This window comes from Pseudomonas sp. SIMBA_041, assembly GCF_046535095.1.
In the GTDB taxonomy this organism is placed as follows: Bacteria; Pseudomonadota; Gammaproteobacteria; order Pseudomonadales; family Pseudomonadaceae; genus Aquipseudomonas; species Aquipseudomonas mucoides.
Genome location: NZ_JAWRXJ010000004.1, coordinates 204,306 through 223,585, shown reverse-complemented (window position 1 = coordinate 223,585; position 19,280 = coordinate 204,306). Strand labels below are relative to the sequence as shown.

At 60.5% G+C, this 19,280-nt stretch carries 17 protein-coding genes; 6 read left to right on the top strand and 11 right to left on the bottom strand.

The features are described 5' to 3' along the window. Window positions 1–3 precede the first annotated feature (3 nt). The 7 genes from aroB to SB725_RS11180 all read right to left on the bottom strand — a co-directional run bounded on the left by aroB (window position 4) and on the right by SB725_RS11180 (window position 6,626). A complete protein-coding gene (gene aroB, locus SB725_RS11210; protein ID WP_027922094.1) occupies window positions 4–1,104 on the bottom strand; it encodes a 3-dehydroquinate synthase in 1,101 nt (366 codons plus the stop codon). Window positions 1,105–1,254: 150 nt separating this feature from the next. Then, a complete protein-coding gene (aroK, locus tag SB725_RS11205) occupies window positions 1,255–1,773 on the bottom strand; it encodes a shikimate kinase AroK (RefSeq protein ID WP_027922095.1) in 519 nt (172 codons plus the stop codon). 4 nt (window positions 1,774–1,777) lie between these two features. Beyond that, the gene (gene pilQ, locus SB725_RS11200) at window positions 1,778–3,844 is read right to left on the bottom strand and encodes a type IV pilus secretin PilQ (protein ID WP_027922096.1); all 2,067 of its coding nucleotides are present in this window, start codon (window positions 3,842–3,844) and stop codon (window positions 1,778–1,780) included. A 13-nt stretch (window positions 3,845–3,857) separates the two neighbouring features. Then, on the bottom strand, window positions 3,858–4,385 hold the full coding sequence (locus tag SB725_RS11195; protein WP_027922097.1) for a pilus assembly protein PilP: 528 nt from the start codon (window positions 4,383–4,385) through the stop codon (window positions 3,858–3,860). Then, window positions 4,382–4,999, bottom strand: a complete 618-nt coding sequence (gene pilO, locus SB725_RS11190) for a type 4a pilus biogenesis protein PilO (RefSeq protein ID WP_059181774.1) — start codon at window positions 4,997–4,999, stop codon at window positions 4,382–4,384. Before pilO ends, SB725_RS11195 begins: the two co-directional genes overlap by 4 nt. Then, a complete protein-coding gene (locus SB725_RS11185; RefSeq protein WP_027922099.1) occupies window positions 4,996–5,562 on the bottom strand; it encodes a PilN domain-containing protein in 567 nt (188 codons plus the stop codon). The genes pilO and SB725_RS11185 overlap by 4 nt, the downstream gene beginning before the upstream one ends. Continuing rightward, complete coding sequence (locus SB725_RS11180; RefSeq protein ID WP_027922100.1) at window positions 5,562–6,626, bottom strand: pilus assembly protein PilM; 1,065 nt, start codon at window positions 6,624–6,626, stop codon at window positions 5,562–5,564. The genes SB725_RS11185 and SB725_RS11180 overlap by 1 nt, the downstream gene beginning before the upstream one ends. 220 nt (window positions 6,627–6,846) lie before the next feature. Between SB725_RS11180 and SB725_RS11175 the strand changes: the two genes are divergently transcribed. Next, window positions 6,847–9,288, top strand: coding sequence for a penicillin-binding protein 1A (locus tag SB725_RS11175; protein WP_371258937.1), 2,442 nt, complete (start codon window positions 6,847–6,849; stop codon window positions 9,286–9,288). 140 nt (window positions 9,289–9,428) lie between these two features. On the opposite strand, the gene SB725_RS11170 is transcribed toward SB725_RS11175, so the two are convergent. The 3 genes from SB725_RS11170 to rpmE all read right to left on the bottom strand — a co-directional run bounded on the left by SB725_RS11170 (window position 9,429) and on the right by rpmE (window position 11,925). Next, the gene (locus SB725_RS11170) at window positions 9,429–10,697 is read right to left on the bottom strand and encodes a malic enzyme-like NAD(P)-binding protein (protein ID WP_027922102.1); all 1,269 of its coding nucleotides are present in this window, start codon (window positions 10,695–10,697) and stop codon (window positions 9,429–9,431) included. 182 nt (window positions 10,698–10,879) lie between these two features. Continuing rightward, window positions 10,880–11,680, bottom strand: coding sequence for a thermonuclease family protein (locus tag SB725_RS11165; RefSeq protein ID WP_410921764.1), 801 nt, complete (start codon window positions 11,678–11,680; stop codon window positions 10,880–10,882). A 14-nt stretch (window positions 11,681–11,694) separates the two neighbouring features. Next, window positions 11,695–11,925, bottom strand: a complete 231-nt coding sequence (rpmE, locus tag SB725_RS11160; protein ID WP_059181778.1) for a 50S ribosomal protein L31 — start codon at window positions 11,923–11,925, stop codon at window positions 11,695–11,697. Window positions 11,926–12,219: 294 nt separating this feature from the next. On the opposite strand from rpmE, the gene SB725_RS11155 reads away from it, so the two are divergent. Next, window positions 12,220–14,439, top strand: a complete 2,220-nt coding sequence (locus SB725_RS11155) for a primosomal protein N' (RefSeq protein ID WP_027922105.1) — start codon at window positions 12,220–12,222, stop codon at window positions 14,437–14,439. Between the two features lie 60 nt (window positions 14,440–14,499). Here the strand turns inward: SB725_RS11155 and SB725_RS11150 are convergent, their stop codons facing one another. After that, complete coding sequence (locus SB725_RS11150) at window positions 14,500–14,622, bottom strand: hypothetical protein (RefSeq protein WP_256218298.1); 123 nt, start codon at window positions 14,620–14,622, stop codon at window positions 14,500–14,502. On the opposite strand from SB725_RS11150, the gene argS reads away from it, so the two are divergent. The 4 genes from argS (at window position 14,621) to hslU (ending at window position 19,225) form a co-directional block, all read left to right on the top strand. Next, window positions 14,621–16,357, top strand: coding sequence for an arginine--tRNA ligase (argS, locus tag SB725_RS11145; RefSeq protein ID WP_410921763.1), 1,737 nt, complete (start codon window positions 14,621–14,623; stop codon window positions 16,355–16,357). The genes SB725_RS11150 and argS overlap by 2 nt on opposite strands. Before the next feature lies 1 nt (window position 16,358). Continuing rightward, window positions 16,359–17,066, top strand: a complete 708-nt coding sequence (locus tag SB725_RS11140) for an SPOR domain-containing protein (RefSeq protein WP_027922107.1) — start codon at window positions 16,359–16,361, stop codon at window positions 17,064–17,066. Window positions 17,067–17,298: 232 nt separating this feature from the next. Beyond that, window positions 17,299–17,829, top strand: coding sequence for an ATP-dependent protease subunit HslV (gene hslV / locus SB725_RS11135; protein WP_007899242.1), 531 nt, complete (start codon window positions 17,299–17,301; stop codon window positions 17,827–17,829). 55 nt (window positions 17,830–17,884) lie between these two features. Further along, window positions 17,885–19,225, top strand: a complete 1,341-nt coding sequence (gene hslU, locus SB725_RS11130) for an ATP-dependent protease ATPase subunit HslU (protein ID WP_027922108.1) — start codon at window positions 17,885–17,887, stop codon at window positions 19,223–19,225. Window positions 19,226–19,280: the final 55 nt, after the last annotated feature.

Genomic DNA, 19,280 nt, shown 5'->3' with positions numbered 1-19,280 from the left:
TTATTAACCTTTCAGCTGAGCCAGGGCGCGGTAATCCGCTCCCAGCGTGGCCTGTAAAATCTCTTTCGGATAATCGTCGGTCACCACCGCTTCGCCCATGTGGCGCAGCAGCACCAGGCGCAAACGACCGTCGATCACTTTCTTGTCAATTGCCATGTGTTCAAGGAAATCGGCTTCGGTCATCTCTTCTGGCGGGATGACCGGCAGGCCGGCACGCTGGAACAGGCGAATACCGCGATCACGTTCTTGCTCACTGATCCAGCCCAGTCGCGCCGACATCTCCAAAGCCATCACGGTGCCAGCAGCGACGGCTTCACCGTGAAGCCAGACACCATAGCCCATGTGGGTTTCGATGGCGTGGCCAAACGTATGACCGAGGTTCAATGTGGCGCGAACACCGGTCTCTTTTTCGTCGGCGCCGACCACTGCAGCCTTGGCGGCGCAGGAGCGTTCGATGGCATAGGTCAGGGCGACCTGATCCAGGGCACGCAGGCGATCAACGTTTTCTTCGAGCCAGGTCAGGAACGGCTCATCGCAGATCAGTCCGTACTTGATGACTTCAGCCAGGCCAGCGGACAGTTCGCGGGCCGGCAGGGTATTGAGGGTCGCGGTATCGATCAGCACCACGTTGGGCTGATAGAACGCGCCGACCATGTTCTTGCCCAGCGGATGGTTGATACCGGTCTTGCCGCCCACCGAAGAGTCGACTTGCGACAGCAACGTGGTCGGCACTTGAATGAAATCAACGCCACGCTGGTAACAGGCGGCAGCAAACCCGGCCATGTCACCCATCACGCCGCCACCGAGGGCGATCACGGTGGTGCGGCGGTCGTGCCGTGCGGTCAGCAGGCCGTCGAAAATCAGTTGCAGGGTTTCCCAGGTCTTGAAGGCTTCGCCGTCAGGCAGGACAACGGAAATCACCGAGTACTGCGCCAGGCTGCGGGTCAGACGTTCGAGGTAGAGCGGTGCAACGGTCTCGTTGGAGATGATCGCTACTTGCCGTCCGCGAATATGCGGGGCCAGCAGCTCAGGCTGATCCAACAAACCTTCGCCAATGTGAATCGGGTAGCTGCGCTCGCCTAGATCGACCTTGAGTGTCTGCATGTGTCCCCACAGTGAAGATGAATCAGGCGTCCTGCCTTGAGTTATCGAATGTCCACGGCACCCGTTGGTGTGACGCCGTTCGGTAGCCATCTGCCATAACCTGGAGCGGTCATGGCAGGACGCCGAGGATAGCGCATTTCGCGCTGCGCATTAACGGGGCGGTAGCTGCTGCAAGCGTTCGAGGATGTCGAGCACCACCATTCGCGGCGGCCGCTCATCGGTTTCAACCACCAGGTCGGCGATTTCCCGATACAGCGGATCGCGGATTGCCAGCAGATCCCGCAGAGTCTTGGCCGGATCAGCGGTACGCAACAGGGGGCGATTGCGGTCACGGGCAGTTCGGCCGACTTGCTGTTCGACAGAAGCATGCAAGTAGACCACCCGACCACCGGCATGCAGCGCCCGACGATTGGCTTCGCGCATGACTGCGCCCCCACCGGTTGCCAATACCACGCCATCGCAGCCGCACAGCTCGGCAATCATCGCCTGCTCGCGGTCACGAAAGCCCGGTTCGCCTTCTTTATCGAAAATCCACGGGATATTGGCGCCCGTGCGCAATTCAATTTCCTTATCGGAATCTTTGAACGGCAGGCGCAGCTCTTTGGCCAGCAACCGGCCGATGGTGCTTTTACCAGCGCCCATCGGTCCAACAAGAATCAAATTTCGCACAGAATCAATGACTCACAGCAATCGCCTGGTTGTTCATGATACGCGGAGTGAGAAATACCAGCAGCTCGGATTTTTTCTCCGAAACCACGTCACGCCGGAAAAGGCGGCCAAGATACGGCACATCGCCGAGAAATGGCACCTTATCTACAACCTTGCTTTGAGTATTTGAGAAAACCCCGCCAATCACGATGGTCTCGCCATCGTTGACCAGGACCTTGGCGTTGACCTCGTTTTTCTTGATCGGCGGTACATCCTGCACCTTGTTCAGGTAGTCCGGCTCATCCTTGGTGACCTTGACCTCCATGATAATCCGGTTGTCCGGGGTGATCTGTGGTGTCACTTCCAGCGACAGCGAGGCTTCCTTGAAAGACACCGAAGTCGCGCCACTGGAGCTGGCTTCCTGGTAGGGAATCTCCGTGCCCTTGAGGATTTTTGCGGTTTCCTTGTCGGACGTGACCACCTTGGGCTGCGAGACGATTTCGCCGTTGCCGGTTTTCTCCATCGCCGTCAGTTCCAGGTCCAGCAACACGTTGTCGGTGATGAAGGCGATGCCGATGCCCGAGGTGCTGCCTGCTGCGCCCATGTCGACAAACGACGAGTTGGTACTGGTACTTTCCGGTGTGCCGATGGTCCTCCCATCGCTGGCCCCGGACGTATTCCAGTTGCCCTTGTTCCGCACCGAACCACCCCAGCGCACGCCGAGGCTTTTGTCGTAATCGACGTTGGCTTCGACGATTCGCGCTTCGATCATCACCTGGCGAACCGGGATGTCCAGTTGCGTGACGATGCGGCGAAGCTCATCGAGACGGTCCTGGGGCTGGTAAGCAATGATGTTGTTGGTGCGCTCATCAACGGTGATCGACCCCCGCTCGTCGGCTTTCGCCTCGGCACTGGTCACTGAAGTGAACAACTTGGCAATGTCCGCCGCCTTGGCGTAGTTGACCTGCAACAGCTCGCGACGCAGCGGCGCCAGTTCGGAGATCTGCTTCTGCGATTCCAGTTCCTGGCGTTCCCGAGCGGCGATTTCATCGGCCGGCGCCACTAACAGCACGTTACCGATCTTGCGCTTGTCCAGGCCCTTGGTTTTCAGCACCAGGTCCAGTGCCTGATCCCATGGCACGTTTTGCAACCGCAACGTGATGCCGCCCTGCACGGTGTCGCTGGCCACCAGATTGAGGTTGGTAAAATCGGCGATCAGTTGCAGCACCGAGCGCACGTCGATGTCCTGGAAATTCAGCGAGAGTTTTTCGCCGGTGTAGGCGAAGCGCTCTGCGTTGCGCTTTTGCAGATCGTCGACCGTCATCGGCCGGATGCTGACGGTCAGCTTGTTGTCGGTCTGATAGGTCGAATAGTCGAACGCGCCGCCAGGCTCGATGGTGATCGTGGCACGGTCGCCAGTGGCGACGGCGTTGACGAATTGCACCGGAGTGGCGAAATCCTTGACGTCGAGGCGCACACGCAACTTTTCGGGCAATTGGGTCCTGGCAAAACCGAGGATGATCTTGCCTTCGTGTTCCTGGATGTCTGGTGCGATGGACGGATCCGACAGGTCGATGACCACATTGCCTTCACCCTGGGTACCCCGCTGGAAGTCGACGCCGCGAATGGCCTTGCTCGAAGGGGCGTAGGTTTTAGCCGGCGCCGGTGTTGCTACCGCGGCGCGAGCCGCCGGTTTCGACGCCTTGCTGTTGGCCCCCTGCCCGACCACCACCAACAGGTTGTTGCCTTCGACCCTCGCGTTATACGGCGTCAACTGCGTCAGGTTAATGATCAATCGCGTGCGGTCGTTGGCCTCGACCACCGTGGCACTGCGGGCATTGCCGCCACCGAGGTCGCGCGTCTTGTTCTTCAGCTGACTGACCACGCCGGGCAGGTCCAGTGCAATCCGCGCCGGCTGTTCGGTCGTGTAACCGTCGGGCACCGGTGGCGGCCCATCGAAAGACAACTTCAACTCGACGCGATCACCCGGCAGCGCGGCAACATCCAGCGCTTTGAGGTTGCTCGCCAGCACCATCGGAGACACCAACGCTATCCATAGCGAAATGCCGAGGGTTGAGAAAGTCCTGTTCATTATTCGAGTTCCACTATGAGTGCTCTTTCAAAGGAAGGGTCCGTGGTCGCTCCAGCCAGGCACCCTCGCCATCGGGAACGATTTCGACCACATCAACTTGTGAGCCGCTGATGGCGACGATCCGCCCATCGTTACGCCCCAGGTAATCACCGACTTTCAGCCGATGCACCCCGCCCGCCCCGCGCAACAGTGCAAAGGAGCCAGAGGCATTGGAGATCGTGCCGACCATTTCAAACTGCTCGATGTTGAATCCTTCGAGGTACTGCTTGATCCGATTGGGGTCGGGTTTGACGTTGCGCGAGCCGCGTTTCTGGCCTGCCAGGTCCACTCTGACCTGCCGGGAAAACGGGCTGCGCAGGTTGGCGGCGTTGTAGGTGAACGTTGGGTAAGACCGAAACGTCGGCGTTGGTTCAATTTTGCCCGGAGCCCGCAGGCGCACTTCGTTCATGTAGGCATCCAGGTCGCCGAGGTCGTTATCGCTGCCACACGCGGCCAGGCTGGCGAACAACACCACCATCGATACACAACGAAGCGGACTCATTTCTGCGCCCCGTTGTAGCGATAGGTCTTGGCAAGGATGCTCATGCGCAACTTCGGACCACCTTCAGGGCTGGCCGGCGCGATGTCGAAATCATGCAGTGTCACGATCCGGGGCAGCCCGGCCACGCCACTGACGAAGGTCGCCAGGTCGTGATAGGCACCAGTCACCGTGATCTGGATCGGCAGTTCGATGTAGAACGGCTGGGTGACTTCCGGCAGCAGTTTGATCTCTTCAAACTCCAGTCCGCTGCCCAGCCCCGTGCGGGTGATGTCCTCCAGCAGGCCGGGAACCTCGGTGTCGCTGGGCAATTGCCGCAGCAGCATGCCAAAGGACGTTTCCATCTCCTTCATTTGCTGGGTGTACAGCTCCAGATTTGCCGCCATGTGGGCCTTGGTCGCGAACTGTTCCTTGAGGGTCGACTCTTCCTCGCGCTTCAGGTTGAGCTGGTCTTCGAGATCACTGAGGTAAAAGGTGTACCCCAGCGCCAACACCAACAGCATGAGCAAAACAGCCACCACGGCCTTGATCGCTGGCGGCCAGGAACCCATGTTGCTGGTGTCCAGATCGTTGAGATCAACATTGCGCAACCCTTCCAGCCATTGAGACGGACTCATTTATCCTCCTCCACGGCAGCGGGCTGGGTCTGACGAACGGTCAGCTGAAAGACATTGGCCTGATCCAGCTGACCGGCGGTCGTCGCCTTGACCTCGGTAAGACTGGGGGCATCGAACCAGTCGGACGCATCCAGGTTGCGCATCAGGTCCGACACGCGATTGTTCGACTCCGCCGCGCCGGTGATGGACAGGGTTTTGCCGACCATTTTCACTTCAGTGAAATACACACCGTCCGGCAGCGTGCGCGCCAATTGATCGAAGATCCGGCCGCTGATCGGCCGGTTGCCTTGCAGGTCCTGGATAATGCGCATGCGCTCGACCAGTTGCTGGCGTCGGGCTTTCAGATCACTGATCTGTGCGATCCGCTCGTCGACCACTGCGATCTGCTTGCCGATGTAGGCGTTACGGGCAGCCTGCCGATCAATGGCTCCACTGATGAACTGGTCCGCGACCAGTACGCCCCCCACGGAACACAGCAGCACGCCGACCAACGTCAGCAAAAAGCGTTTGCGGCGTTCTTCCCGCAGCTCTTCGCGCCAAGGTAAAAGATTGATCCGCGCCATCAGTCGAAACTCCTGAGGGCGAGCCCGCACGCGATCATCAAGGCTGGCGCATCGCTAGCCAGCGCGCCGGCGTTGACCTTGCTGCTCAAGGCCATGTTGGCGAACGGGTTGGCCACCTGAGTCGGCGTATCCAGGCGCTGTTCGATCAACCGGTCCAGCCCCGACACCGACGCCGTGCCACCGGCCAGCAGAATGTGATCGACCGCGTTGTACTGGCCAGAGGCAAAGAAGAACTGCAACGAGCGCGAAACCTGCTGTACCAGCGCCTCGCGAAACGGTTGCAAGACTTCGTTGACGTAGTCGTCTGGCAATCCGCCCTGCTTCTTCGCCAGCCCGGCCTGCTCGACCGTCAGGCCATACCGGCGCTGAATTTCCTCGGTCAGCTGCCGCCCCCCGAACAATTGCTCGCGGGTATAAATGATCTTGCCGTTGTGCAGCACGCTGAGGGTGGTCATGGTCGCGCCAATGTCCACCACCGCAACCGTCAGGCGCTCCTGGGTGGCGGCCAGTTGTGTCGAGAGCAAGCCGAAGGAACGCTCCAGCGCGTAAGCCTCGACATCGACCACGCGCGCAGTCAGGCCGGCCAAGGCCAGAGCCGCCTCTCGGACTTCGACATTTTCCTTGCGACAGGCGGCCAGCAACACATTGACCCGCTCCGGGTTACGCGCGGACACGCCCTGGACTTCGAAGTCGATGGCGACTTCATCCAAAGGGTAGGGAATGTACTGATCGGCCTCGATCTTGAGCTGGTTTTCCATCTCGTCGTCGGAAAGACCACCGTCCATCTCGATGGTCTTGGTGATCACCGCCGAACCGGCCACTGCCACCGCCACGCTCTTGAGGCTGGTTCTGGCCTTGAGCAACACACGAGAGAGCGCCTGCCCGACACCCTCGAGCTCAGCGATGTTTTTTTCGACTACCGCATTGGCCGGCAACGGCTCTACCGCGTACGCCTCGACCCGATAACGGTCACCCTGACGACTCAGTTCCAGAAGCTTTACCGACGTGGAACTGATGTCGATCCCCAACAGCGAGTTGGCTTTTTTATTGAAGAGTCCTAGCACTACCCATTCCCTATGACTATCCGTGTCTTACGGACTCTGTAATATCCGTTGCGTTCATTACCTCCCGTCTTGACAGAAGCGCCCATGACGCTCCCTGCGGAAAAATGCTTATAATGCCCAGCGTTTTTTTTCCGGTTTTTACTTCAAGCGCGGGTCGTTCCCTGTTTATCCGAACCCTGATGCCTCATTCATTCTTTGCCCTGGATGTCCAAAAGCCTTGATTCGTCTGCTGAAATTTTTCGGTTGGTCCATCGTCGCCGTTTTCTGCGGACTGCTTCTGGGTCTGAGTGGCGCCTTTCTTTACCTTAGTCCCGGATTACCGTCCGTGGAGGCGCTGAGAAGCATCCAGTTGCAGATTCCTTTGCGGGTCTACAGCAGCGATAACAAGTTGATCGCAGAGTTTGGCGAAATGCGCCGTACTCCAATCCGTTTCGCCGACATTCCCCCCAATTTCATTAATGCGTTACTAAGTGCTGAAGACGACAATTTCGCCAACCACTACGGCGTCGACCCCAGCAGCCTGATGCGTGCGGCGACCCAATTGGTCAAGAGCGGACACATTCAGTCCGGCGGCAGCACCATCACCATGCAGGTCGCGAAAAACTTCTTCCTGACCAGTGAACGCAGCTTCTCGCGCAAAACCACCGAAATTCTCCTGGCCCTGCAGATCGAACGACAGCTGACCAAGGACGAGATCCTTGAGCTGTACGTCAACAAGATCTACCTGGGCAACCGCGCCTACGGCATCGAAGCCGCCGCGCAGGTTTACTACGGCAAATCGATTCGTGACGTCAGCCTCGCCCAGATGGCGATGATCGCCGGCCTGCCAAAAGCCCCGTCGCGCTTCAACCCGCTGGCCAACCCGGCCCGCAGCAAAGAGCGCCGCGACTGGATTCTGGGGCGCATGTACAAGCTCGGGAAAATCACCGAAGCCGACTACACCACGGCGATAAACGAACCGCTGAACGCCAGCTATCACGTGCCGACGCCGGAAGTGAATGCACCGTACATCGCCGAAATGGCCCGGGCCGAGATGGTCGGGCGTTATGGCAGCGACGCCTATACCGAAGGGTTCCGCGTGACCACGACTGTGCCGAGCAATCTGCAGGAAATGGCCAACACCGCGGTTCACGAAGGCTTGATGACATATGACCAGCGCCATGGTTATCGCGGCCCCGAGTCGCGCCTGCCGGGCAAGACGCGCGAGGCCTGGGCTACCGAGCTGACCAAGCAACGCACCATCAGCAGCCTTGAACCCGCCATCGTGACTCAGGTCGACAAAAACGGCCTGCAAGTGATGACCCGCACCGGTGACGAACACGTCGGCTGGGATAGCATGAAGTGGGCGCGTCCGTTCCTGAACACCAACAGCATGGGTGCCAATCCGAAGCAGCCTTCGGATGTGGCTCAAGTCGGCGATCTGATTCGCGTGCAGCGTCAGCCGGACAACTCGCTGAAATTCAGCCAGATTCCGCAGGCGCAGGGCGCACTGGTATCCCTTGATCCGCAGAACGGCGCCATTCGTTCGCTGGTCGGCGGTTTTGCGTTCGAGCAGAGCAACTACAACCGCGCCTTGCAGGCCAAGCGCCAGCCAGGCTCGAGCTTCAAACCGTTCGTCTACAGTGCGGCGCTGGACAACGGCTACACCGCCTCCAGCCTGGTGAACGACGCGCCGATCGTGTTTGTCGACGAATACCTGGACAAGGTCTGGCGCCCGAAGAACGACACCAACACCTTCCTCGGTCCGATCCGTCTGCGCGAGGCGCTGTACAAGTCGCGTAACCTGGTGTCGATCCGCTTGCTGCAAGCGATGGGCGTCGGCAGGACAATCGACTACATCACCCGCTTCGGTTTCAACAAGCAGGACCTGCCGCCCAACCTGTCCCTGGCACTGGGCACCGCGACCCTGACCCCGATGGAGATCGCCACGGGCTGGAGCACCTTCGCCAACGGCGGCTTCAAGATCACCCCGTACATCATCGACAAGATCGAAAGTCGCAACGGCGACACGCTGTTCGTCGCCAACCCGCCGAGCGTTCCTCAGGGCGACGCAGCGTCCAGCGGCATTGCTGCCCCGGCCGCGCAGACCTTTACAGTCAACGCGACACCGGGTGAGGCGCCAGCCGCTCCGGGCACCGCGCCGCAAACGCCGGCCGTTGCCGAACGCATCGTCGATGGCCGCACGACCTACATCCTCAACAGCATGCTGGAGGACGTGATCAAGCTCGGCACCGGCCGTCGCGCACTGGCCTTGGGACGTGGCGACATTGCGGGCAAGACCGGTACGACCAACGAATCCAAGGACGCGTGGTTCTCCGGCTATAACGCCGACTACGTGACGACGGTCTGGACCGGTTTCGACCAGCCTGAAAGCCTCGGCCGCAAGGAGTTCGGCGGCACCGTCGCGCTGCCGATCTGGATGAGCTACATGGGCGCCGCCCTCAAAGACAAGCCGCCGCATACGCAGCCAGAGCCGGAAGGCATCCTGAGCCTGCGGGTCGACCCGGTCAGCGGTCGTGCCGCCAGCCCGGGCACGCCAGGCGCGTACTTTGAACTGTTCAAGGCCGAAGACACGCCACCGTCGGTGAATGAGCTGGGCAACGGCACAGCGCCGGGCAGCCCGCTGCCAGCGGATGAAGCGGCACCGATCGATTTGTTCTAGAGAGGCAGCTACAGGTTTCAAGCTGCAAGCCACACGCTGAAGCAAGAGCCGCATCGCTTTTAACTTGCAGCTTGTAGCTTGCCGCTTCAAGCCCATAAAAAAACCCAGCACTTGGCTGGGTTTTTTATGGGCGGCTGCTTTTATCCGTTGAACACGTCATCCACGCTTTTCAGCGGGTAGTTCTTCGGATACGGCAGGGTCGCTACGCCGGTCTCGATGGCAGCCTTGGCCACCGCATCGGAGATCAGGGTGATCAGGCGGGCATCCATTGGTTTCGGAATGATGTACTCACGGCCGAATTCCAGTTTGATACCGCCGTAGGCGTCGCACACTTCCTGAGGAACCGGCAGCTTGGCCAGTTCACGCAGGGCGTTGGCCGCAGCCACTTTCATTTCTTCGTTGATGCGCTTGGCGCGAACGTCCAGGGCACCACGGAAGATGAACGGGAAGCCCAGCACGTTGTTGACCTGGTTCGGGTAGTCCGAACGGCCGGTGGCCATGATCACGTCGTCACGGGTGGCGTGAGCCAGTTCCGGGGAGATTTCCGGGTCCGGGTTGGAGCACGCGAACACGATCGGGTTGGCCGCCATGGATTTCAGGCCTTCAGCGCTCAGCAAGTTCGGACCGGACAGGCCAACGAACACGTCTGCGCCTTGCAGGGCGTCTGCCAGGGTGCGCTTGTCGGTCGCGTGAGCGAAGACAGCCTTGTACTGGTTCAGGTCGTCACGGCCGGAGTGGATCACGCCGGTACGGTCAACCATGAAGATGTTTTCGATGTTGGCGCCCATGCTCACCAGCAATTTCATGCAGGAGATGGCCGCCGCACCGGCGCCCAGGCAGACGATCTTGGCGTCAGCGAGGGTTTTGCCGGCGATTTCCAGGGCGTTGATCATGCCGGCCGCGGTAACGATCGCGGTGCCGTGCTGGTCATCATGGAACACTGGAATGTCACACTGCTCGATCAGAGCGCGTTCGATTTCAAAACACTCCGGTGCCTTGATGTCTTCCAGGTTGATGCCACCGAAGGTGATGGAGATGCGCTTGACGGTGTCGATGAAGGCTTGCGGGCTTTCGGAGTCGACTTCGATGTCGAAAACGTCGATGCCGGCGAAGCGCTTGAACAGCACGCCTTTACCTTCCATCACAGGCTTGGAAGCCAATGGGCCGAGGTTACCCAGGCCGAGAATCGCGGTGCCATCGGAAATGACTGCAACCAGGTTGCCTTTGCCGGTGTATTTGTAGGCCAGCTCAGGATCGCGGGCGATTTCGCGTACTGGTTCGGCTACGCCGGGGCTGTAGGCCAGCGACAGGTCGCGGGCAGTAGCGGTGGCCTTGGTGAGCTCGACGCTCAGCTTACCTGGACGAGGATGGGCATGATATTCGAGAGCGGCAGTTTTCAAATCAGACATGGGGGCATTCCGCTTTTACTGTTGGACAGACTGGTCAGCGAGGATACGCGCCTCGCAAAATCCCCACAAGACTGACCGGTCACCCCTGTCAAGCGCCCTGCCCTACGACTTTGGGCCAAGAGCCGCGGAACACAAGGGATGGACTGTTCACAATCGACAGCAAAAATGTCTACAATTTTTTCTTAGCGCGCGATTTGCAGCATCGACGGATCGGTGAGCGGCAGAAGCCAGCGCGCCTGTCCGGATTTCAACCCGCCGCGACGGGAACGATCCACTACCCAGCCACGCGCCTCGATCTGCTTGCCTTCCAGGTTTTCCAGCGCCGGGACATCGAACTGCCCGAGTAAATTGGGTGCAACACGCAATACAACTGAATCCTGCAACTCGATCCAAATCCCACCGCGATTGCGCTGAACCTTGCTCACACGCCCACTGAGCACGGCGAAACCGGAAGCGTTGATCTGCTCTGCTTTCAGTACAGGTGATTGCCGCCACAGGCCAAGGCCGGCCTGACGGGCACTGCGTTCGGCGGCTTGCTGGCAGCCGACCAAATCGACATTCGGCACGACTGCCACTTGGAAACCGAGCCCTTCTGCGAGCATCTGCGCTTCGAGATTGGCGCCATCGGCGCTATAGACATGAGCCAGAGTGCGACCGTAATGGTCCTTGCTCTCCTTGCCGGGCAACAAGCCGACCCGTCCATCGCTGGCGGCCACCAACGCTTCCAGGCGTTTGCGCGCGGCCACGGCGAACGGCTCGTCGGAACGCCCCTTTTTGCCCAGCTCCGGGGTGTTCAGACCGATCATGCGCACACTGCGGCCATCGTCGAGGCGCAAGGTGTCGCCATCCACCACTCGCTGCACCATGACCGACTCCAGTGCGCTCGGCGTCGGACAAAAGGCGTGGGCGCCGGACAGCCAAATCGCGGACACAAAAAAGGCGCCCGCGAGGGACGCCTTTTTCAACAGCAAGGAAAAGCCCATCGGGCCCTTCAACCTTACTCTGCAGCAGCTGGAGCTTTCTTGCCGAAAGCGCCAAAACGGTCTGCGAAGCGCTGTACACGACCGCCAGTATCCAGAGTCTTCTGCTTACCGGTGTAGAACGGGTGGCACTCGTTGCATACGTCGATCGCCAGAGGCTTGGCCAGGTTCGAACGGGTTTCGAACTTGTTGCCACAGCTGCAGGTAACTGCGGTGACTTCGTATGTTGGATGGATATCGGCTTTCATGGTGTCTTCCTCGGGCTAGCGTGCCGCCACTCAACACTATTGTTGAATACCGCACGTAATTAGGCCGCGGATTCTACCAGACATTGCCAATCGCGCAAGCTGTCGCTGAGACCGACCGTCTGCTAGGCTCCCGACCCAAAGCGCCGTCCCGTGCAGGAGCGAGCCTGCTCGCGAAAGAGGGTGTGTCAGCCCAGCATTTGTGGTGCCTGACACACCCTCTTCGCGAGCAGGCTCACTCCCACAGGGTATGCGCCCGGTTTTTCATTTATTGCCTGTCCAAAGAGAATCCCCCGCGTGCCCGACGCCATTTTGCGCCTCGCCCTGCCTTCGCCGCTGCGCCGCCTGTTCGATTACCGTGCCCCGGCCGGAGTCCTGCGTGCCCAGCTGCAACCGGGCATGCGCCTGCGGGTGCCGTTCGGTCGACGGGAAATGATCGGAATTCTGGTGGAGGTCACCGACACCAGCGAAGTCCCGGTAGAAAAGCTCAAACCGGCGATCGCCCTGCTCGACGCCACGCCGCCACTGCCGCCCGCACTATTCAAGCTGTGCCTGTGGACGTCCCAGTATTATCAGCACAGCCTCGGCGACACCTTGAGCTGGGCGCTGCCGGTGTTGCTGCGTCAGGGCGAACTGGCCGAAGCGCGCCAGGAACGCTTCTGGTCCGCCGCACCGGGCGCCAGCCTGGATGACCCGCGCATTGCCCGCGCGCCCCGCCAGCGCGAAGCCCTGGCGACACTGGCCCAGCATCCCCACGGCGTGGCGCATCAGTTGCTGAGCAAACTGATGCTGAGCAAGGACAGCCTGGATTTGTTGCTGGCCAAAGACCTGGTCCAGGTCGAAATCCGCAAACACGCCCCCGGCGCACGCCACGAGCACTGGCTGGCGCAACCGGAATTGCCACTCAACCCGGAACAACGCGCCGCGTATGAAGCGATTCGCGCCGGGTTCGACAGCTATCATGCGTTTCTGCTGGCCGGCGTCACCGGCAGCGGCAAGACGGAAGTCTATTTACAGCTGATCCGCGAAACCCTCGAGGCCGGCAAGCAGGCGCTGGTGCTGATCCCGGAGATTAACCTCGGCCCGCAGACCCTGGCGCGTTTCGAGCAGCGCTTCAATGCGCGCATCGCGCTGATTCACTCGGCAGTTAACGACCGAGAACGCCTCGAAGCCTGGCTTGCCGCGCGGGACGGTGACGCCGACATCATTATCGGCACCCGCTCGGCGCTGTTCACGCCGATGAAAAACCCCGGCCTGATCATCATCGATGAAGAGCATGACGGTTCCTATAAACAGCAGGAAGGCTTGCGTTACCACGCCCGCGATCTGGCACTGGTCCGCGCCCGCCAGGAAAACATCCCGATTGTCCTCGGCTCCGCCACACCCTCACTGGAAAGTCTGCACAACGCCTACACCGGCCGTTACGGCCTCCTGCGGCTGAACGAGCGAGCCGGCGGCGCCAAGCAGCCACGCTTCCTGCGCCTGGATGTCAAAAGCCGCCCGCTGGACAGCGGCATTTCCGGGCCGATGCAGCAAGCGATCGGCCAGACTTTGGCCGCTGGCCAGCAAGTATTGGTGTTCCTCAACCGTCGCGGCTTTGCGCCGACGCTGTTGTGTCACGACTGCGGCTGGATGTCCGAATGCCAGCGCTGTGATGCGCGGATGACCGTGCACCAACGCTCCGGCGAACTGCGCTGCCATCATTGCGGCTACGTCGAGCGCGTGCCGCGGCGTTGCCCGAAATGCAGCAAAGTCGATTTGCGCCCCGTGGGTGCTGGCACCGAGCGCGCCGAGGAACGGCTGGCGATTCTGTTCCCGGACGTCCCGGTGTTGCGGGTCGACCGTGACAGCACATCGCGCAAGGACGCGATGAATCAGCTGTTCGCCACCATTCAGAAAGGCCAGCCGTGCATATTGGTCGGCACGCAAATGCTTGCCAAAGGGCATCACTTTCCGCGGGTGACGCTGGTGTCGATTCTCGACGCCGACGGCGGCCTGTTCTCCGGCGACTTCCGCGCCAGCGAGCGCATGGCGCAGTTGATCGTTCAAGTGGCCGGCCGCGCCGGACGGGCGGAAGAGCCGGGCAGAGTGATTATCCAGACGCACCTGGCAGACCATCCGCTGCTGGTGCAACTGACCGAGCAAGGATATTTCGCCTTTGCCGAGCAGGCGTTGAGCGAACGTCGCTCCGCTGGACTGCCACCGTTTGCGCATTTGGCGCTGCTGCGGGCTGAAGCGCATAAACCGGGGCAGGCTGAAGGCTTCCTGGATGAAGCATGCAGCGAGGCCGAACGCTTGCTGGCCGAGCAGAATCTGGGTGGGATCGAGTTGCTGGGGCCAGTGCCCGCGCCGATGGAGCGTCGCGCCGGGCGCTATCGCGCACAGTTGTTGTTGCAGGCCACGGCCCGGGCGCCGCTGCATCGGTTGTTGAGTAGCTGGTTGCTGGTGCTGGAGCAGATGCCGAGCGGGCGGGCGGTGCGCTGGTCCCTTGATGTCGATCCCGTGGATTTGTATTGAATTAGAGATCGCCTTCGCGAGCAGGCTCCGGGCGGCGTTCCGACGAAGGCTGACTATTTGTCACCACATATCCATAACCTGCCCGCTATAGTTGGCAAGCCCGTCTTCGCAACGGATAATGCCCAGTTTTTCCACCAGCGCATCGAAGCGCGCACCGCGCTTGCGGTCGAAAGAGACCACCATGAAAGACACCATTCGCCAGCTGATCCAACAAGCCATCACCCAACTCGTCAACGAAGGTGTGTTGCCTGAAGGCCTGTCGCCGGCGATCCAGGTGGAAAACTCCCGCGACAAAAAGAACGGCGACTTCGCCAGCAACATCGCGATGATGCTGGCCAAACCGGCTGGCATGAAGCCGCGTGACCTGGCTGAGAAAATCATCGCTGCGCTGCCGGCTGATGAAAACGTCAGCAAAACCGAAATCGCCGGCCCGGGCTTCCTGAATTTCTTCCAGAACACTGATGCCCTGGCCACTCGCCTGGATGCCGCCCTCGCCGACGACCACATCGGCGTGCGCAAAGCTGGCCCGGTGCAGCGCACTGTGGTCGACCTGTCGGCACCGAACCTCGCCAAAGAAATGCACGTCGGCCATTTGCGCTCGACCATCATCGGTGACGGCGTGGCGCGCGTTCTGGAGTTCCTCGGCGACGACGTGATCCGTCAGAACCACGTCGGCGACTGGGGCACCCAGTTCGGAATGCTGATGGCGTACCTGCAAGAAAACCCGATCACCAGCGACGAGCTGTCGGACCTGGAAAATTTCTACCGTGCGGCCAAGCAGCGCTTTGACGAATCCGAACAGTTTGCCGATCGTGCCCGTGGCCTGGTGGTCAAGCTGCAAGCCGGCGACCCGGACTGCCTGGCCCTGTGGACCAAGTTCAAGGACATCTCGCTGTCGCACTGCCAGAAAATCTACGAACTGCTGAACGTCAAACTGACCATGGCCGACGTGATGGGCGAAAGTGCCTACAACGACGACCTGATCAACGTGGTCAACGACCTCAAGGCCGCCGGCATGCTGGTCGAGAGCAATGGCGCCCAGTGCGTGTTCCTCGACGAGTTCAAAAACGCCGACGGCGACCCGTTGCCGGTGATCATCGTCAAGGCAGATGGCGGCTACCTCTACGCCACCACCGACCTGGCGGCCGTGCGTTACCGCAGCGGCAAGCTCAAGGCTGATCGCGCGCTGTACTTCGTCGACCAGCGTCAGGCCCTGCACTTCCAGCAAGTGTTCGCCGTGGCGCGCAAGGCCGGCTTCGTGACGCACCCGATGGAAATGGAACACATGGGCTTCGGCACCATGAACGGCGCCGATGGCCGTCCGTTCAAGACCCGTGACGGCGGCACCGTGAAGTTGATCGACTTGCTGACCGAAGCTCAGGAACGTGCCTACACCCTGGTGAAGGACAAGAATCCGGAACTGGCCGAAGCCGAGTTGCGCAATATCGCCAAGGTGGTGGGCATTGGCGCGGTGAAATACGCCGACCTGTCCAAGCACCGCACCAGCGACTACAGCTTCAACTTCGACCTGATGCTCAACTTCGAAGGCAACACCGCGCCGTACTTGCTGTACGCCTACACCCGCGTCGCTGGCGTGTTCCGCAAACTGGGCAAGGACTTCACCGAAGTCGAAGGCCAGATCGTGCTGGAAGCGGCACACGAACACGAACTGGCGGCGAAACTGGCGCAGTTCGGTGAAATCCTCAACAACGTGTCCGATAAAGGCACGCCGCACATCCTCTGCACCTACCTGTACGATGTGGCTGGACTGTTCTCCAGTTTCTACGAGAACTGCCCGATCCTCGGCGCCGACACCCCGGCGCAAATGCAAAGCCGTCTGCGCCTCGCCGCGCTGACCGGCCGCACTCTCAAGCAAGGCCTGGAACTCTTGGGTCTGGAAACTCTGGAGCGTATGTAAGTTGGCTGCCAAGAAAAAACCTGCACCCAAGCGTGGCGCCAGCCGTTACCAAGCTCCTGCAAAACAGCCGATCCCGGGCTGGCTGTGGATGGCCATCGGCCTGACGGTTGGCGCGTTCATCGTCTTCCTGATGAAACTGGAGCCCGGCAAGGGCAGCGACACGGTCAAGCGCGAGAAGGTGGAACAGCAACAGAAAGCCAAGATCGCCGAGGCCAACAAGACCCCGCCGAGCCCGACGCAACCGGTGAAGCCGAAGTACGACTTCTACACCTTGCTGCCGGAATCGGAAGTGATCGTGCCGCCGGATGCCGTGCCGGAGAAGACGCTGCCAACGCCACAAGTGCCAGCCATTCCGACCACGCCGGTGACACCAGCCGAAGCGGCGAAGATCGACACGGCGCGGGCTCAGGCCGCTCTGGCCGGGATTACGCCACCACCGGCGCCACCCGTTTCCAAAGCGGCGCCGGTGACCAAGTTCTTCCTGCAGGCCGGTTCGTTCCGCAAGGAAACTGACGCGGACAAGGTTCGCGCGCAGATCATTCTGCTGGGGCAGGCCGTGGCAGTTGAGTCAGGCACGGTGAAGGATGAAACCTGGTATCGCGTGCTGGTCGGGCCGTTCAGCAATCGCGAACAACTGACCACGGCGCAGAAACAATTGGCCGGCGCAGGGTTTAGCAACCTGTTGTTACAACAACGCCAAAGCCGCTGACTTCACGGCAGGACCGCCGCGTCATCGTTCATCGCGAGCAAGCTCGTTCCCACAGGATATGCGCCAACCCTGTGGGAACGAGCTTGCTCGCGATGGCGTCGTGATAGACACCCAATTCCCTCACAGACTCACACCGCTCGTCTCCCGCCCCGTCCCGCAGTTGAAAAACGCTCCACCACCCCCATATGAGTTGGCATAAGGCATTTTCGCCCCGCTGCGTGGAGACTCTCCCTTGACCACCATCGTTTCAGTTCGCCGCCACGGCAAAGTCGTCATGGGCGGCGACGGCCAGGTTTCTCTCGGCAATACCGTGATGAAAGGCAACGCGAAGAAAGTTCGCCGCCTGTACCACGGCCAGGTTATCGCCGGTTTTGCCGGGGCCACCGCTGACGCCTTCACCCTCTTCGAACGTTTCGAAGGCCAGCTTGAGAAACACCAAGGTCACCTGGTTCGCGCTGCCGTCGAACTCGCCAAAGAATGGCGCACCGACCGCTCCCTCAGCCGCCTCGAAGCCATGCTCGCAGTCGCCAACAAAGACGCCTCCCTGATCATCACCGGCAATGGCGATGTGGTTGAGCCTGAAGAAGGCTTGATCGCCATGGGTTCCGGCGGCGGCTACGCCCAGGCCGCTGCCAGCGCACTGCTGAAGAAGACCGATCTGTCGGCCCGGGAAATCGTCGAAACCGCCCTCGGCATCGCCGGCGACATCTGTGTATTCACCAACCACACCTTCACCATTGAGGAGCAGGACCTCGCTGAGTAAGCCTGTTTTGGCCACCACGCCACGGCTCACTTTTACCTGAGGACCGCCAATTACTATGTCCATGACTCCCCGTGAAATCGTCCACGAACTCAATCGCCATATCATCGGCCAGGACGATGCCAAGCGCGCCGTCGCCATCGCGCTGCGTAACCGCTGGCGCCGGATGCAGCTGCCTGAAGAGCTGCGCGTTGAAGTAACCCCCAAGAACATCCTGATGATCGGCCCGACCGGTGTCGGTAAAACCGAGATCGCTCGCCGCCTGGCCAAGCTCGCCAACGCGCCGTTCATCAAAGTCGAAGCGACCAAGTTCACCGAAGTCGGCTACGTAGGCCGCGACGTTGAATCGATCATTCGGGACCTGGCGGATGCGGCGATCAAGCTGCTGCGCGAACAGGAAATGACCAAGGTTCGCCATCGCGCCGAAGACGCCGCCGAAGACCGTATCCTCGACGCCCTGCTGCCACCGGCTCGCATGGGTTTCAGTAACGAAGACGCCGGATCGGCCACCGATTCCAACACCCGCCAACTGTTCCGCAAGCGCCTGCGCGAAGGTCAGCTGGATGACAAGGAGATCGAAATCGAAGTCGCCGATGTAGCCGGCGTCGACATCTCCGCGCCACCGGGCATGGAAGAAATGACCAACCAGTTGCAGAGCCTGTTTGCCAACATGGGCAAGGGCAAAAAGAAAAGCCGCAAGCTCAAGGTCAAGGAAGCACTGAAACTGGTGCGTGATGAAGAAGCCGGCCGCCTGGTCAATGAAGAAGAGTTGAAGGCCAAGGCGCTGGAAGCGGTCGAGCAGCACGGCATCGTGTTCATCGACGAAATCGACAAGGTCGCCAAGCGCGGCAACTCCGGCGGCGTCGACGTATCCCGTGAAGGCGTACAGCGCGACTTGCTGCCGCTGATCGAAGGCTGCACCGTCAACACCAAGCTGGGCATGGTCAAGACCGACCACATCCTGTTCATCGCCTCCGGTGCATTCCACCTGAGCAAGCCGAGCGACCTGGTGCCGGAACTGCAAGGCCGCCTGCCGATTCGTGTCGAGCTCAAGGCGCTGACGCCGGAAGACTTCGAGCGCATTCTCAGCGAGCCACATGCCTCGCTCACCGAGCAATATTGCGCACTGCTGAAAACCGAAGGCCTGGGCATCGAGTTCCAGCCGGACGGTATCAAGCGCATTGCCGAGATTGCCTGGCAGGTCAACGAGAAGACCGAGAACATCGGTGCCCGTCGCCTGCACACCTTGCTCGAGCGCCTGCTTGAAGAGGTGTCGTTCAGCGCCGGTGACCTGGCCAGCGTCCATGACGGCAAGGTGATCATGATCGACGCTGACTACGTCAACAGCCACTTGGGCGAATTGGCGCAGAACGAAGACCTGTCCCGCTACATTCTGTAAGCCTCAAGTTGCAAGCTACAAGCGTCAAGCTTATCGAGTTAAGCTTGCAGCTTGT

Excerpts from the sequence above, each read along its gene's own strand:
- aroB (WP_027922094.1), bottom strand. The coding sequence starts at position 1,104 with ATGCAGACACTCAAGGTCGATCTAGGCGAGCGCAGCTACCCGATTCAC.
- pilQ (WP_027922096.1), bottom strand. The coding sequence starts at position 3,844 with ATGAACAGGACTTTCTCAACCCTCGGCATTTCGCTATGGATAGCGTTG.
- SB725_RS11195 (WP_027922097.1), bottom strand. The coding sequence starts at position 4,385 with ATGAGTCCGCTTCGTTGTGTATCGATGGTGGTGTTGTTCGCCAGCCTG.
- pilO (WP_059181774.1), bottom strand. The coding sequence starts at position 4,999 with ATGAGTCCGTCTCAATGGCTGGAAGGGTTGCGCAATGTTGATCTCAAC.
- SB725_RS11185 (WP_027922099.1), bottom strand. The coding sequence starts at position 5,562 with ATGGCGCGGATCAATCTTTTACCTTGGCGCGAAGAGCTGCGGGAAGAA.
- SB725_RS11170 (WP_027922102.1), bottom strand. The coding sequence starts at position 10,697 with ATGTCTGATTTGAAAACTGCCGCTCTCGAATATCATGCCCATCCTCGT.
- SB725_RS11165 (WP_410921764.1), bottom strand. The coding sequence starts at position 11,680 with ATGGGCTTTTCCTTGCTGTTGAAAAAGGCGTCCCTCGCGGGCGCCTTT.
- rpmE (WP_059181778.1), bottom strand. The coding sequence starts at position 11,925 with ATGAAAGCCGATATCCATCCAACATACGAAGTCACCGCAGTTACCTGC.
- argS (WP_410921763.1), top strand. The coding sequence starts at position 14,621 with ATGAAAGACACCATTCGCCAGCTGATCCAACAAGCCATCACCCAACTC.
- SB725_RS11150 (WP_256218298.1), bottom strand. The coding sequence starts at position 14,622 with ATGGTGGTCTCTTTCGACCGCAAGCGCGGTGCGCGCTTCGATGCGCTG.
- hslU (WP_027922108.1), top strand. The coding sequence starts at position 17,885 with ATGTCCATGACTCCCCGTGAAATCGTCCACGAACTCAATCGCCATATC.